Annotated in this window: 14 protein-coding genes; 1 reads left to right on the forward strand and 13 read right to left on the reverse strand. The window is 72.4% G+C overall.

Features of this window, described 5'->3' with window-relative positions; genetic code table 11:
* The first annotated feature begins 22 nt into the window (after positions 1–22).
* On the forward strand, positions 23–370 hold the full coding sequence (locus tag C503_RS0116235) for an Imm1 family immunity protein (protein ID WP_063710801.1): 348 nt from the start codon (positions 23–25) through the stop codon (positions 368–370).
* Here C503_RS0116235 and C503_RS0116240 read toward each other — a convergent pair.
* The 13 genes from C503_RS0116240 to glmU form a co-directional block, all read right to left on the reverse strand.
* On the reverse strand, positions 367–1,197 hold the full coding sequence (locus C503_RS0116240) for a lysozyme family protein (RefSeq protein ID WP_245572494.1): 831 nt from the start codon (positions 1,195–1,197) through the stop codon (positions 367–369). The genes C503_RS0116235 and C503_RS0116240 overlap by 4 nt on opposite strands.
* A gap of 80 nt (positions 1,198–1,277) precedes the next feature.
* On the reverse strand, positions 1,278–2,108 hold the full coding sequence (locus C503_RS0116245) for a class I SAM-dependent methyltransferase (protein WP_018683280.1): 831 nt from the start codon (positions 2,106–2,108) through the stop codon (positions 1,278–1,280).
* Between the two features lie 43 nt (positions 2,109–2,151).
* Positions 2,152–5,352 carry a S41 family peptidase gene (locus tag C503_RS0116250; RefSeq protein ID WP_018683281.1) on the reverse strand — a complete coding sequence of 1,067 codons (3,201 nt, stop codon included), beginning with the start codon at positions 5,350–5,352 and terminating at the stop codon, positions 2,152–2,154.
* 309 nt (positions 5,353–5,661) lie between these two features.
* Positions 5,662–6,600 (reverse strand): nucleoside triphosphate pyrophosphohydrolase, encoded by a 939-nt coding sequence (locus tag C503_RS0116255; protein WP_018683282.1) that lies wholly within the window; start codon positions 6,598–6,600, stop codon positions 5,662–5,664.
* The gene (locus C503_RS0116260; RefSeq protein WP_018683283.1) at positions 6,597–7,601 is read right to left on the reverse strand and encodes a SurA N-terminal domain-containing protein; all 1,005 of its coding nucleotides are present in this window, start codon (positions 7,599–7,601) and stop codon (positions 6,597–6,599) included. The genes C503_RS0116255 and C503_RS0116260 overlap by 4 nt, the downstream gene beginning before the upstream one ends.
* Before the next feature lie 52 nt (positions 7,602–7,653).
* Positions 7,654–8,397 carry an ESX secretion-associated protein EspG gene (locus tag C503_RS43365; RefSeq protein ID WP_018683284.1) on the reverse strand — a complete coding sequence of 248 codons (744 nt, stop codon included), beginning with the start codon at positions 8,395–8,397 and terminating at the stop codon, positions 7,654–7,656.
* Entirely contained in the window at positions 8,394–9,662 is a 1,269-nt protein-coding gene (locus C503_RS0116270) for a PPE domain-containing protein (RefSeq protein ID WP_018683285.1), read from the reverse strand. Before C503_RS0116270 ends, C503_RS43365 begins: the two co-directional genes overlap by 4 nt.
* Positions 9,652–9,978 (reverse strand): hypothetical protein, encoded by a 327-nt coding sequence (locus C503_RS0116275; RefSeq protein WP_018683286.1) that lies wholly within the window; start codon positions 9,976–9,978, stop codon positions 9,652–9,654. Before C503_RS0116275 ends, C503_RS0116270 begins: the two co-directional genes overlap by 11 nt.
* A gap of 202 nt (positions 9,979–10,180) precedes the next feature.
* Positions 10,181–10,717, reverse strand: coding sequence for a DivIVA domain-containing protein (locus tag C503_RS44050; RefSeq protein ID WP_018683287.1), 537 nt, complete (start codon positions 10,715–10,717; stop codon positions 10,181–10,183).
* Positions 10,718–10,735: 18 nt separating this feature from the next.
* On the reverse strand, positions 10,736–11,317 hold the full coding sequence (gene pth / locus C503_RS0116285; RefSeq protein WP_018683288.1) for an aminoacyl-tRNA hydrolase: 582 nt from the start codon (positions 11,315–11,317) through the stop codon (positions 10,736–10,738).
* A gap of 65 nt (positions 11,318–11,382) precedes the next feature.
* Positions 11,383–12,006: a 50S ribosomal protein L25/general stress protein Ctc gene (locus tag C503_RS0116290; protein WP_018683289.1), complete on the reverse strand. Its 624-nt coding sequence runs from the start codon at positions 12,004–12,006 to the stop codon at positions 11,383–11,385.
* A gap of 228 nt (positions 12,007–12,234) precedes the next feature.
* Entirely contained in the window at positions 12,235–13,215 is a 981-nt protein-coding gene (locus C503_RS0116295; protein ID WP_018683290.1) for a ribose-phosphate diphosphokinase, read from the reverse strand.
* Positions 13,212–14,711: a bifunctional UDP-N-acetylglucosamine diphosphorylase/glucosamine-1-phosphate N-acetyltransferase GlmU gene (gene glmU, locus C503_RS0116300; protein ID WP_018683291.1), complete on the reverse strand. Its 1,500-nt coding sequence runs from the start codon at positions 14,709–14,711 to the stop codon at positions 13,212–13,214. The genes C503_RS0116295 and glmU overlap by 4 nt, the downstream gene beginning before the upstream one ends.
* Positions 14,712–14,757: the final 46 nt, after the last annotated feature.

Raw genomic sequence — 14,757 nt, forward strand, 5'->3', positions numbered from 1 at the left:
TGGCGCGTTCTGCGGTGCAGGCATGCGACTCGTGTCTGCGGAGGACGTGGCCGCTCTTGTGCGACAACTGATCGAGCCGGGCACGACGGCCGCCTGGCTCGATCATCGAGATCGGCCGATGTGGGACGAGGCGAACGGGATCACCGACCACGACATGTTCGTCGCCGTCCACGGCGGCTACGGGTACATCAGCTTCCAGGACTCGACGATCGGCAAGTGCTACTCGGTCGGCGCTTCGGAATCACCAGGGGTCGAGTACGACGATGACGAATTTCCGCCCGGCTCCGGCATCACCACCGACCAGCTCACCGACGCCATCACCGAGTTCCTGGAGACCCGCGCCATCCCCACCTGCATCACCTGGCGCTAAGCCAGTTCCGCCGCCTTCCGCGCATACGCGGCCGCCCCGCTATACACATCCCGTCCATACTTTGTGGACTCGTTGTACGTCATGACCGCCTTCCACCACCCCTCCCCCGTGGACAGATCCCCCCCGCTCTCGCACAGATACCGCCCGGCCGTCAAAGCCGAGTCGTCCACGTTCTGCGGGTCCGGCGCCGCTCCGTCTCCCGACGCGCGCAGGGACCATTCCTGCCAGGTGGATGGCAGAAACTGCATCGACCCCACCGCGCGGTCCCACTGGGCGTCGCCGTCGAGCCGACCCTGGTCCGTGTCCGGGATGGCCCGTACCCCGGGCGACCCGTCCAGCGGTACCCCGATGATCGGTTTGGACAGTGTCCCGTCCTCGCCCACCCGGGTCCCCCCGTACTTCCCGTGGTGGGACTCCACCCGTCCCACCCCCGCCAGGGTGATCCAGGTCAGCTTGCAGTCGGGCAGCCGTCCGCGCATCTGTGTCTCCGCGCGGGCGTAGGCGATCAGCGTCCGGGCCGGGATGTCCGTCGCGCGGGATACCTTCGATGCCCAGTCGTCCAGTTCCGGGCCGGATGGGACCGGCGGTACCGGGGGCACCGCCGTTCCCGGGCGGACGTCCAGGCTGGTCACCGTGAAGGGTGGGGGTGGTTTCGGGTCGTTGCCCGCGTCGTCCAGGAGCACCACCGTGACCGCGCCCAGGGTCACGAGCGCGGTCACCACCAGGAGCCGGGCCACGAGCTTCCACCGGCGCCGCCGCGGGGGTTCCCGGAGCGGCTGTAAGGGGATCGCGAGCGTGGTCGGCGGGGGCGTTGGGGATGCGGCCACGAAATCCAGGCTACGTGCTCCACCGCCGACCGCCGCCATTCCCTGGTCGGCTCGGCCTTTCGGGCCAGGCTGACCAGGTGTTACGGCTTCTCGGCGCGCAGTGCGTAGATCAACGGGATGCGCGGGGCCGCGGCCGGGAGGCTGAACCAGCCGCCGGTGGTGGTCATGGTGGACCAGCGGGGCCATGGGAGTTGCTCGGTCTCGCGCAGGTGCACGATCCGCAGTCCGGCGCCGACCAGGGCGTTCACCACCTCGCCCACCCCGTGCGGCCACTCGTAGGACTCCCGCGCGGTCGGCAGTTCCGGGCCGTCCGTGTACGTGCGGGTCCCGTCCCGTTCCACCGCGCGACCGCCCAGGTAGTCGTGTCGCAGCAGCAGGTCCTCGCTGCCGTCCGGTGGCGGGACCGGGCTCAGCGAGTTCAGCAGCGGGTGGAACTCCACGATGTACACCTGGCCGCCGGGTCGCAGCAGCGTGGCGACCTGCGCGGCCCACACGGGCAGGTCGGGCAGGTAGCAGATGGCTCCCTTGCCGGTGTAGACGATGTCGAACGCCTCGTGGCCCAGGGCCGCGGCCGCGTCGTGGACATCCGACTTCACATATCGGATGTCCACGCCCTGCGCGGCGGCCAGGTCGGTGGCGGCGCGGACGGACTCGGTGGAGATGTCCAAGCCGACGACGCGGGCGCCGCGCCGGGCGAGCGCGACGGTCTCCGCGCCGATGTGGCACTGCAGGTGGGCCACGTCCTTGCCGGTCAGGTCGCCGAGGTCGGTCCACTCGAAATCGGCGAACCACACCTCCGGATCGCGGTTGGCGACGTCGTAGAACGCCGAGGCGAGGTGGATCGGGGTACGCGCGTCCCAGTTCGCCTCGTTGGCCGCGATCCGGCGGGTGGTCTCGGGGTCGAATGCCATGATCGTCATCCTGCCCTGTGCCGGGGTGCCACCGGAAAAACAGCTAGCTGAGCGGCGGAAACTCCGGTGGGGTCGCGGCTGGCCGGGCGGACAGCCGTTCCAGGGCGATCTCGATGGCCTTGTCCAGCTGCGGGTCGCGTCCGGCCGCGTAGTCCTGCGGCGTGGTCACGACCTCCACGTCCGGGTCGACGCCGTGGTTCTCGATGCCCCAGCCGGGGCCCTCCATCCAGGACGCGTACCGGGGCTGGGTGACCAGCGTGCCGTCCACCAGGTGGTAGCGCATGTCCATCCCGATGACCCCGCCCCAGGTGCGGGTACCCACCACCGGACCGATCTTCAGCGCCTTGATCGCGGCGTTGACGATGTCGCCGTCCGAGCCCGAGAACTCATTGGCCACCGCCACCACCGGGCCGCGCGGGGCGTCCAGCGGGTAGGTCTCCTCGTAGTAGCCGTCGCGGGCGCGACCCCAGCCCACGATCCGCCTGCTCAGCTTCTCCACGACCAGCTGGGACAGGTGGCCGCCGCGGTTCTCCCGCAGGTCGACCACGATGCCGTCGCGGCGCATCTCCAGCCGCAGGTCGCGGTGGAACTGGGCCCAGCCGTTGGCGATCATGTCCGGCACGTGCAGGTAGCCGACCCGGCCGTCGGTGGCCGCGTGCACGTGCGCGCGCCGGTCGTTGACCCACGCCTGGTAGCGCAGCGGCAGGTCGTCCAGCAACGGCACCACGACCACCCGCCGGGTCGCGCCGCCGCCCTTGGGCACGATCGTCAGCTCGACCGGGTTGCCCGCGGTGCCGACCAGCAGCGTGGCCGGGCCGCGCACCGGGTCGACCGGGATGCCGTCGACCGCGACCACCGCGTCGCCGTCGCGCACCCCGACGCCGGGCGCGCGCAGCGGCGAGCGGGCCTTGGGGTCGGAGCTCTCGCCGGGCACGATGTCGCGCACCCGCCACACCCCGTCGGCGTCCCGGACCAGGTCGGCGCCCAGCAGGCCCATCCGGCGCCGGTGGTCCGCGCCGCCGCCCGACGGCATCACGTACGCGTGCGAGGTTCCCAGCTCGCCCTGCACCTCCCAAAGCAGGTCGACCAGCTCGTCGTGCGAGCCGAGGGTGTCGACCAGCGGGCGGTAGCGGGCCAGCGCGGCGGCCCAGTCGACGCCGCCCATGTCCGCACGCCAGAAGTGGTCGCGCATGAGCCTGCCGGTCTCGTCGTAGGACTGCCGCCATTCCGCCGCCGGGTCGACGTGCACCCGCACCCGGCCAAGGTCGACGGAGATGTTGTCCTCCGAGCCCTCCTCCGAGTCGGCCTTGCGGTCGGCGGGCAGCACCCGCAGCGCGCGGCCGTCGCGGACCACGATGCGGCTGCCGTCGCCGCTGGGCCACACCTCGTCCAGGCCGTCCACCAGCGTGTCGACCTTGAGCTTGGCCAGGTCGTAGCGCTCCAGCACGGACCGGGGCGCGGCCGCGCCGGACTCGTCCAGGTCGTCGCCGAGCGAGCCGGTGAGCGGGTCACGCAGCCAGGCCACACCGCTCTTGACCGCCAGCAGCCGCGAGTAGCGGGCGGCGGGCACCGGGAAGGCGACCACGCGATCGGCGATGCCCTCCAGGTCGACCGAGGTACGGGGGGTCTTGTCGTCCTCGTCCTTGTCCTCGTCCTTGTCGTCCGAGTCCCCGAACGCGCGGCCCTCGCGCAGCGGGGCGAACGGGGACGGCGTGGTCGCGGCCAGCGGGACCAGGTAGGGCCTGCTGCCGTTGGCGAAGGACAGGTCGAACACGTGCACGTCGTAGATCGGGTCGAAGCTGCGCGAGGACAGGAACGCGATGTGCTTGCCGTCCAGGGTGAACGCCGGGTCGGAGTCGACGAACCGCAGCGGGGTCACGTCCACCACGGTGAGGCTGGTCGTGTTCACCATCCTGATGTGCCGCAACGGGTCCGGGCCCGGATGCGACCAGGCAAGCCAGGCCGAGTCCGGGGAGAAGGCCAGCCCGGTCGGGTCGCCCTCGCGCACCCGGACGATCTCGCGGACCTCGCCGTCGTCCGCGTCGACCAGCAGCAGCCTGCCGTCGTGGGTGACCACGGCGACCCGCCTGCCGTCCGGGGCGGCGGCCAGCTCCAGCACCCGGCCCAGCTCGCCGGTGGCCACCCGGCGCGGGCTCACGCCCGGCTCGCGGCCCTCCACCGGGCCGAACTCCAGGGCGTCCTCGCCGTCCGCGTCGGTGACCCACACCGCCTGCCCGGTGCTGCCCAGGACCTGCGGCAACCGGGCGCGGGCGCCGGGTTCCACGGCGAGTGCGCGTACCGGGCCGTCGCGGTGGGTCACCCAGTGCACGGTGCCGCGGACCTCGATGGCGCTGGCGCGGCCGGTGCGGTCCGGGCCGACGTGGCCGATGTTGCGACCGACGCCGATTGGGCGGACCTGGCGGGGGTTGCGGGAGCCGCCAAGCTTCACCTCGACCCGGCGCGGCTCGGCGTCCAGCGCGTCCAGCACCCACACCTCGCCCGCCCGGTGGTAGCTCACCCGGGTGCCGTCGGTGGTGGGGTTACGCGCGTAGAAGTCCGCGTGGTCGGTGTGTTTGCGCACGTCGCCGCCGTCGGCGGTGCAGGAGTAGAGGTTGCCGATGCCCTCGTGGTCGGACAGGAACACGATCCGGTCGCCGACCCACTGTGGGCGGACGATGTGTCCATCCACATCGGACAGCACGCGGTGGAACTCGCCGCCGCCGGTCGGGTCAAGCCAGATCTTGCCCGCGGTGCCGCCGCGGTAGCGCTTCCAGGAGGCGGGCTCCCGGGAGATCACCGTGCCGAGCAGCACGGCCCCGGCCGGGTTGGTCTCCAGCGAGGCCAGCGGGCCGTAGGGCAGCCGCTCCGCCGGGGCGCCGTCCAGCGGCACCGCGTGCGCCCAGGTCTGGCGCAGCGAGGAGCGCCCCCAGGTGCTGCGGGCGATCACCCGGCCGTCGGCGGTCCAGCCGATCACCGCGGTGTTGACGTCCCCCCAGTGGGTGAGCCGCTGGCTCGGGCCGCCCTCCACCGGGGCGACGTGCACCTCGGGCTCGACATCGCGGGTGCTGGTCCAGGCGATCCGGGTGCCGTCGGGGGAGAACCGGGGGTTGGTCACCGGGACCTGGTCGGCCGAGAGCCGCCAGGCCCGCCCACCGGCCGCGGGCGCCAGCCACACGTCGTCCTCGGCGACGAAGGTGATCAGGTCCGCGTGCAGGTGGGGGAATCTGAGGTAGGCGTCGGTCACCCTGTCAAGTTAGCCACTGACCCCGCGCCCCGCCCCCACTTTCACCGGCCTGGCCTGCGGGACCCGCCAACTGTCGTAATCCGGGTGCCGGGTTCGCCGCCGCCCGCACCACCGTCCGGCCGGGGTCGACCGTCCATTCGGGACGCTCCGGACCCGGATCCGCCCCGGTCGACGCTCGGAAACGACGACCGGTTCGGGTGAACATCGGACACAGAGGACGCCGGTCCGGTTAGCCGGACACCCTCGGACGACGCGGACACGAGAGCCGGCTAGCGGCTCGCCCCGTGACATCGGGCGGGCGGACCGCTGTCACGCGGACCAGTGCGCGCGCCAGTCGTCGTGGCCCATCCGGGCCGGGTCCAGGCCCGCCGCGCGCGCCGAGACCTCCGCCGCGCGCACCCGGGCGGCGAGGCTCCTGGCCACCAGGCGCAGCTCGTCCTCGGGGTCGCGGCCTGCCAGCCGGGCCTCGGCGGCCAGCGCGAACAGCCGCTCCCCCGGCTCGTCACCGGCGGGCAGCAGGTCGGCGGGCAGCCCGGCGCGCCGGGTCCGCTGGGCCAGCTTGGCCGCCAGCGCGACCGCGGGCTGCCCCATCGCCACACCGTCCACACAGGACTCGCGGCGCTTCTCCCGCTGCTTGAGCTCCTCCCAGCGGTGCTCCTGGGTGGCCGCGTCGCGCACCGCCGGGTCGCCGCCAGCGAACACGTGCGGGTGCCTGCCGACCAGCTTGGTCACCAGCGCCTCGGCCACCTCGTCCACGTCGAACGGGTCCTGCGGGTGCTCCTCGGCCACCCTGGCGTGGAAGAGCACCTGGAGCAGCACGTCGCCCAGCTCCTCGCGTAGTGCCGCCCGGTCGCCGTCCTCGATCGCGTCGAGCAGCTCGTAGGCCTCCTCGACCAGGTACTGGCGCAGCGAGTCGTGGGTCTGCTCGGCGTCCCACGGGCAGCCGCCCGGCGAGCGCAGTGTGTCCATCACCCGCATCGCCGACAGCAGACCGACGCCGGGCGCGCGGTACACCGGCACGCCCGCCTCGACCAGCTCGGCCACCTCGGCGAGGTCGTCGGCGACCACCACGACCGCGCTGCCCGCCAGCTCGTCGAGCGCGGAGCCGGGCAGCGGGCCGTCACCGAGTGCCGGGTCGGCCGTTCCCGCCACGTAGACCCGCTTGGCGGAGCGCAGCAGCGGCAGCGCGGCGGCGGGCACCGTCCCACCGCCGACGAGCACCACGGCGGTGCCGGGGTGCGGGGTCACGGAGCGGCGACGGGGTTCTTCATCGGCAGCACCGCACCCGAGGTCTCCGCCGCGCTCGGCGCGATGTCCATGGCGACCTCGTCCCACACGCCGTAGCGGGGGCTGATCTGCACGCCGACCTCGGCCACGCTGCTCTCCAGCAGGCGCGGGCCGAGGGTCTGCGCGAGCTGGGCGGTGGGCTGGGCCTGCGGGTCGTCGGACGGCTTGCCGTCCGGGTTGCGCTTGCGGATGATCGCGATGACCCAGTTGTCCTCTTCCGGGCTCGGCTTGAACACCGCGACCGAGTTCGCGGGCGCGCCGAACACGACCGTGCCCGCGATGTCCGAGGCCATCGCCGGGGTCAGCACCTGGTCGGTGGCCGCCTGCTGGCCTGCCGCCACGTCCGCCTCGATCAGCTTGGTGGCCTGCTTCGGGTCCGCGGCCAGCTGCTGGGCCTTGGCCATCGCCCGGTCCCTGGTGGAGCCTGCGGGCTTGCCCTGCTCGGGCGGGGAGACCACGGTGAAGTCGAAGGTCACCGTCAGCTTGGCGGCCTCGCGGTCGCCCATCTCGGCCATCAGCAGGTAGTCGCGGGCGATCATCTCCGGGTCCAACACCCGAGCGATCGCCTGGCTCACCACGGTGTTGGCCGGGACGCTGCCGTCGGTGGGGAACTGCCGGAACGCGGCGGGCATCTGCCTGGCGAACTCGGACACCTTGCCCGGGTCGACGGTGATGTGCTCCTTGGCCGCGTAGTGCTCGACCAGCTCGTGCTGCACGAGCTGCTTGAGCGCCTCCCGGGAGAACAGCCCCAGCTTGCGCTGGTCGGCCAGCGACCGGGCGGCGGGCTCGGCCTTGACGGCCCGCTCCACCAGGTCCTGGATCCGGTCAACGGTGATGGTCTTGCCGCCGACGATGGCGGCGGCGTTCACCTGGCTGGGCCCGGAGGCGCAGGCCCCGAGCAGCAGCCCGAGCGTGCCGAGCAGCGCGACGAACGGGCCCCGGCGACGGATGACGGTGGTCACAGTGCCAAGCCTCTCACAGCGCCGCGACCACGCTCGCGAGGACCCGTTCGGGTTACCGCCCGTGATCAGCGGCGGTCTGGCCGAGCACGTGCGCCAGCTGGTCGCGGAGCAGGGCGGTGTCCGCGGGCGCCAGGCCCACCCACTGCCTGCCATCGGCGCGCACGGTCCGCATCAGCGCGTAGCGGCCGTCGTCGGCGACGTCGAACCAGAACAGCGACGGCCCGCGCTCGCCACGCGCGGCCACGCCCAGCTGCCCGGCGCGCAGCCTGCGCGCGGCCAGCAGCTCGGTGAGTACCGGGACCTGCTCGGCGTGTTCGGCCCGCCAGCTGCCGCCCGCCCGGCGTCCGGCCCGGTCCGCGGGCAGCTCGGCGACCACGGCCGCGGCCAGCGCCTCGATCCCGACGTCCCGGATCAGCACGTCGCCGCCCGCGTGCTCGCTCGGCCCCGGCTCCTGGGTGGCGATCACGGCCCGGCGGCCGACCCGCGCGGCCAGCACGCGGTGCGGCGAGTCGGACCCGTCCTCGGCCATCCACACGGAGTCGACCGAGACGTCCGGGGCGTGCAGCATGCGCAGGCTCGCCTCCAGCTCGGGGTCCAGCCGGTCGCCGCGACCGAGCACCCCGGAGGTGCGCAGCCGCGCCCGTACCCGGTCGGCCACCACGGCCTGCTCGCGCGCGGTCAGCCCGGCGCGGGCCACCTGCAGCGGGTACGGGAAGGTGTCGATGCCCAGCTGGTCCCAGACATGGCCGAACTCGTCCGGGCTCAGCGTCCAGCCGAGCTGGGTCGTGAGCGTCACTGCTGCTCCCCGATCACGGGCGGCGCGGCCGTTCCACCGGCGCCGAAGATCTCGTTCCTGTCCACCTCGATCAGGTACCGGTTGCGGTGGTCGAGTTCCTCGTCCGCGCGCCCGGCCCCGGCCGCCCCGACCGGTCCCGGCGTCACCGCCGAACCGGGGCGGGACGCCTGAGCGGACACTGGACCCGGACCGACCGATCCGGTAGGGCCGAACTGCCCTGGTGGCCCGCTCGCGGAGCGTGGTCCCACGGTCGGCGGTACTCCCGGTGGTCCGAACGCCCCGCGCCGGTAGTCACCGAGGGGTCCACCCGTGGACTGGGCACCGCCCACGGGTGGACCGGGTACCGGCGGGGACACGCTTTCGCCCGGTGTGACAGTCGAAGCCGTACTGCCCGGTAGGACAGTGCTGGGTGTCGTCAGCTCCGCCCGGGCGGTGATGTTCGGCTCGGTCGGCGCGTAGGCCGCCGCACTCGGCAGGTAACAGGCAGGCGGCGCGTACTGCTGAGTGGTGGGCTGGGAGACGGGCTGCGCCTGGTACCCGGCCGAAGGGGTGTACGTGATGGGCCGGGCGTGCGTGGGCGCGCCGCCACCGGTGGCCGACTGGTAGGGCGTCCACTGTGGATCGACACGAGTGTCCACATGCGGATCCGAGCGACCGATCACGGGCGGCTCGGGGAAGGCAGGCACACCGGCGTCGATCGCCAGATAGGGCGCGGTGTAATGGGTGAGCATGACCTGTCGCGCCCGAGCCAGCGCGTTCTCGCGCTCGGTGAACTGCTGGCACAGGTCGAAAGTGCCCGCCGCACTTGCCCCGAGCGCGGCCGCCTGCGGCCCACCGACTCCCCTGGTCGCCGCGCCCCGGATCATCGCGTCCAGGTTCCGCCGCCACGAGAACTCGACCGGCTCGGGCAGCGCGGCCTTCGTCTGCTGCACGGCCTCGACGGCATCCTGCGTCCGCGCGGCCGTCCCCTCCATCGCGTCGGCCATCCGCATGGCCCAGTCCCGGAACGGCCGCGCCGCCCCCGCCGCGCTGTCCGCCGACTCCCCGACCCATGCCGTCCCGAGCAGATCGTCCAACCGCGCCCCGAACTCGGCGAACCCCCGCCCGATCTCCTCGGCCGCCCGCTGCCACATGTCCCGCGCCGCCACCAGCGGCTCAAGGTCGATACCGTCGACCATCCGCTTGAGATCGCGGTGCCGCCACACCCACCAGTTGTCCAGCTCGACGATCTCCGGCGGGTCGACCTCCGGGCTGTCAGACCACACCGGCGCCTCCCGGTCCGAACAGGAGCCGGTTCAGCTCCTCGGTGGACTCGACACACCGCCCCGCCTCGTTGAACCGGGTCGCCATGGCCACCAGGCCGTCCTGGACCTGCCGCATCCGACCGAGGAACCCGTGCTCGGCCTCGATCTTCCCGGCGAACTTGCCGGTCAGGCCCTGGCCGAGGCGGCAGTCCCCGCAGTCCGCCCTGGTCGAGACCTCGACGGCGGCCACCAGGGCGCGGACCCGCTCGATCTGGGCGATGCAGAGGCGGAAGGCCTCGCGCGCCGCATCAGGCTCAATGGCGAAATACCCCGCCACCAGGCGACCCCTCTCCGGACCCGACGCATGATCGCCTGGGGTGTCGCCGGGTGGTCGCGGGGTGTTACCGCAGGCCGGGTGGGGTCACACGGCTGCCGTCGCGCGTTCACCCGCGTACGGCAAGTGGCAGAGGGGAATCATCCGTGGCACGGGCTTCCGGCGAGAGCGTTCGCGTGCCCGAAAGGCCGTTCCCCCAGGGAAACTATTCGGCCTTCTTGCTTCGACGGCGCAGTTCTTCCACCCAGGCCGCCTGCACCGCGTCCACGGCGTCCGGGTGATATCCCTGGCCCGGATAGGCGGACAACCCCAGCTGCATCCCCTCGATCTGCTCGGCGGTCGGGCCTGCATTGTGTTCCACCGCCGCCCGGTCCAGAAGATGCGCCAACCTCTCCACGTCACTGGGGTGATACCCCCGCACACCGGTGGGCGCGGGCGGTAACGGCAGATACGGCACCTCGGAATGGGTGGGCTCCGGCGGGTCCATCTCCCGTGTCCGGTTCTCCAGCTCGGTGGCCACGTCGTCCAGGAACTCGTCGACCTGGTCCTCGTGGTAGCCCCGCTTCACCAACGGCGCCGCGTCGAACTCGGCCTCCCGCACCTCCTTCACCGTCATCCGCGACCGACCGTCCAACGCGGCCTCGATGCGGTCGATGAACTCGTCGACCTGGTCCTCGTGGTAGCCGCGCCGACCGAAGGGGGCCTTGTCGAAGGTGACGGAGCGGACGGTTTCCGCGGTCATGGGCATGGTCGGGTCCCGTCAGTTCGCGTGGAAGGAGTTCTGGGCGGCTTCGAGGCCCTGGGTCAGCAGGGCCTCGACAGCGTCGGCGCAGCGGTCGATCTCGAACGCCAGCTCCTTGCGTTCGAGGGTGCCGAAGTCGCGCAGGACGTAGTCGGCCGGGTCCATCCGGCCCGGCGGGCGGTCGATGCCGAAGCGGACGCGGTAGTAGTCCTTGGTACCCAGCGACTTGGTGATCGAGCGGAGTCCGTTGTGGCCGTTGTCGCCGCCGCCGAGCTTGAGCCGGAGGGCGCCGAACGGGAGGTCCAGCTCGTCGTGAACCACGGCGAGGCGGTCCGGGCCCGCCTTGAAGAACTTCATGGCGCCCGCCACCGGGCCGCCCGAGAGGTTCATGAACGATCTGGGCTTGACCAGCACCACCCTGGCCCCCGACAGCCTGCCCTCCAGCACCTCGGCGCCCGCCTTGTGCGCCTTGAAGCGGCCGCCGACCCGGGCGGCCAGCTCGTCGGCGACCAGGAAGCCGATGTTGTGCCGGTTGCCCTCGTACTGGGGGCCGGGGTTGCCCAGGCCCACCACGATCATCGGTGCGTCGGTGTCGACCATGCTCCTGCTCCTGACAGGCCGGTGCCCCGGCCCCATGGCTGGGACCGGGGCACCGGAAAGCTAGCTCAGCCCGCGGTGGCCTCGGACTTCGGCTCCTCCACCACACCCGCACCGGCGGCGTCGATCTCGCCCTCCAGCTGCTCGGCGGTGGGCGCGGCGTTGACCGCCAGCACCAGCGCCTCGGGGTCGGTGACCAGGCTGGCGCCACGCGGCAGCTCGACCTGGGCGGCGGTGATCTGGGTGCCGATCCCGACGCCCGCGATGGACAGCTCGACCTGCTCCGGGATGTGCAGGGCCTCGACCTCGATCTGCAGCGTGGTCAGGTCCTGGGTGACCAGGCTGCCCGGGACCGCGTCGCCGGAGACCACGACCGGCACGTCCACGGTGACCTTCTCGCCGCGCTTGACCAGCAGCAGGTCGACGTGCTCGATGTAGTTCTTGAGCGGGTGGGTGGTCACGGTCTTGGTCAGCGCGAGCTCGGTGTCGCTGCCGATGTTGAGCGTGAGCACCGTGTTCTGGCCGTGCTCACGCACGACGCGGGCGAACTCCAGGCCGGGCAGGGCCAGGTGCTTGGGGTCGGAACCGTGTCCGTAGAGCACGGCGGGGATCTTCCCGGCGCGGCGGGTGCGACGGGCGGCGCCCTTGCCGAACTCGGTTCGCTGTTCGGCGGCCAGACGTACCTCGGACACGGTGGTGCTCTCCTTGCGATCACAGTGCGGCGGGGGCGCGACTTCTTGATGTCGGGGCGGCAGCCTGCGGCAAGGGGCACGGGAGGGCGTGAGACGCTACGGCCCGAAAACCACCACGTCGATCACGCCAGGCGCGATGCCCGCCTCGCCGAGGCAACTTGAATAGTCTACGCACGGCCGCGGCGCGGGGCGAACCCGGGGGTCCGCCCGCGCCCCGACCGGGTGAGATCAGGCGTCGCCGTCGAACAGCGAGGTGACCGAGCCGTCCTCGAAGACCTGCTGGATGGCGCGGGCCAGCAGCGGGGCGATGGACAGCACGGTCATGCCGGGGAACCGCTTGTCGTCCGGGATCGGCAGGGTGTTGGTGAAGACCACCTCGCGCGCGCCGGAGCCGGACAGCCGCTCCCGCGCCGGGCCGGACAGCACGCCGTGCGTTGCCGCGATGACCACGTCCGCGGCGCCCTCGTCGAGCAGCTGGCGGACCGCCTTGGCGATGGTGCCGCCGGTGTCCACCATGTCGTCGATGACCACGCAGAGCTTGCCCTCGACGTCACCGACCACCCGGTTGGCGACGACCTCGTTCGGCCGCAGCGGGTCGCGGGTCTTGTGGATGAACGCGATCGGCGCGCCGCCGAGGTCGTCGGCCCACTTCTCGGCCAGCTTGGTGCGGCCCGCGTCCGGGGACACCACGACCATGTTCGACTGCGGGTAGTTGTCCTTGAGGTACCTGGCCAGCGTGCTCTGGGCGAACAGGTGGTCGACCGGGCCGTCGAAGAAGCCCTGGATCTGCGCGGTGTGCAGGTCCACGGTCATGATCCGGTCCGCGCCTGCCACCTTGAACAGGTCCGCGATCAGCCGCGCGGAGATCGGCTCCCGGCCCTTGTGCTTCTTGTCCTGCCGGGCGTACGGGTAGAACGGCATGATCACGGTGATGCGCTTGGCGCTGGCCCGCTTGAGCGCGTCGACCATGAGCAGCTGCTCCATGACCCACTGGTTGATCGGGGCGCACGCGCTCTGCATGACGAACGCGTCGCAGCCGCGCACCGACTCCTCGAACCGGACGAAGATCTCGCCGTTGGCGAAGTCGTAGGCCGACTGCGGGGTGATGCTGACATTGAGGTGCTTGGCCACCTCCTCGGCCAGCTCCGGGTGCGCCCGGCCGGAGAACAGCATCAGGTTCTTCTTGGGGGTCCCGACCTTGGTGCTCATGGGCTGTCCTCGTTGTCTGGATCACCGCTGGTCTCAGCGGCGCGCTTGGCGAGCTGGGCGGCCTCGGCGGCCGGGGTACCCGGGCGGCGGCGGACCACCCAGTTCTCGACGTTGCGCTGCGGACCGCCGGACACCGCGAGGGCGCCGGGCGGCACGTCGCGCCGGATGACCGTGCCCGCACCGCTGTAGGCGCCGTCCCCGACCGTGACCGGCGCCACATACATGTTGTCGGACCCCATGCGCACGTGGGAGCCGACGACTGTGTGGTGTTTGTTCACCCCGTCGTAGTTGACGAACACGCTAGCCGCCCCGATGTTGCTGTGCTCACCAATCGTGGCGTCACCCACATAGGACAGGTGCGGGACCTTGCTACCCGTCCCGATCTGCGCGTTCTTGGTCTCGACGAAGGTGCCGATCTTGCCGTGATCACCCAGTCGGGTGCCCGGCCGGACGAACGCGAACGGCCCAACGCTCGCCCCGGCGCCGATCTCGGCCGACGACCCGTGCGTGCGCACCACCTGCGCGCCCGCCCCCACGACCACGTCGGTGAGCGTGGTGTCCGGGCCGACCACCGCGCCGGTGCCCACCGAGGTGGCCCCGCGCAGCTGGGTGTTCGGCTCCAGCAGCACGTCCCGGTCGAGGGTGACGTCCGCCTCGATCCAGGTGGTGCCCGGGTCGATGACGGTGACCCCGGCGCGCATCCACGCCTCGACCGTGCGCCGGTTCAGCTCGGCGCCCAGCCTGGCCAGCTGCACCCGGTCGTTGACGCCCTCGACCAGCCACGGGTCGGCGCACACCAGCGCCCCCACCCGGCGGCCGTCGCCGCGGGCGATGCCCAGCACGTCGGTCAGGTACAGCTCGCCCTGGACGTTGTCGGTGGAGATGCGGGTGAGCCCGTCGCGCAGCACGGCCGCGTCGAAGGCGTACACCCCGGAGTTGATCTCGTCGATGGCGTGCTGGGCCTCGGTGGCGTCCTTGTGCTCGACGATGGCCTGCACGGTGCCGTCCGCGGCCCGCACGATCCGGCCGTAGCCGGTCGGGTCGGGGACCTGGGCGGTCAGCACGGTGACGGCGTTGCCCTGCTCGGCGTGCTCGTCGAGCAGGGCGGCCAGGGTGGCGGTGTCCAGCAGCGGCACGTCGCCGTAGGTGACCACGACGGTGCCGGTGACCGCGCCGAGCGGGGCCAGCCCGCAGGCGACCGCGTGCCCGGTGCCGTCCTGCGTCTCCTGCACCGCGGTGGTCACGTCCCGGCCGAGCACCCCGGCGACCCTGGCCAGGTGCGCGCCAACCGCGTCCCGGCCGTGGCCGAGGACCACGACCAGGTGTTCTGGCTTGAGCCCGGCGGCGGCCCGCACGGCGTGCTCCACCAGCGGCCTGCCCGCGACCGGGTGCAGCACCTTGGGAGTGGCCGACCGCATCCGGGTGCCTTCCCCGGCGGCCAGGATGACGGTGGTGACCGCGCCCGGGCGCGCTTGATCGGGGGAGGTTGTAGACATCGCGCTCCCTAGCGTCGGCGAAAGCTCGGAGTGGACGGCTCGCCCG

This window comes from Actinokineospora enzanensis DSM 44649 (genome assembly GCF_000374445.1).
Classification (GTDB): domain Bacteria; phylum Actinomycetota; class Actinomycetes; order Mycobacteriales; family Pseudonocardiaceae; genus Actinokineospora; species Actinokineospora enzanensis.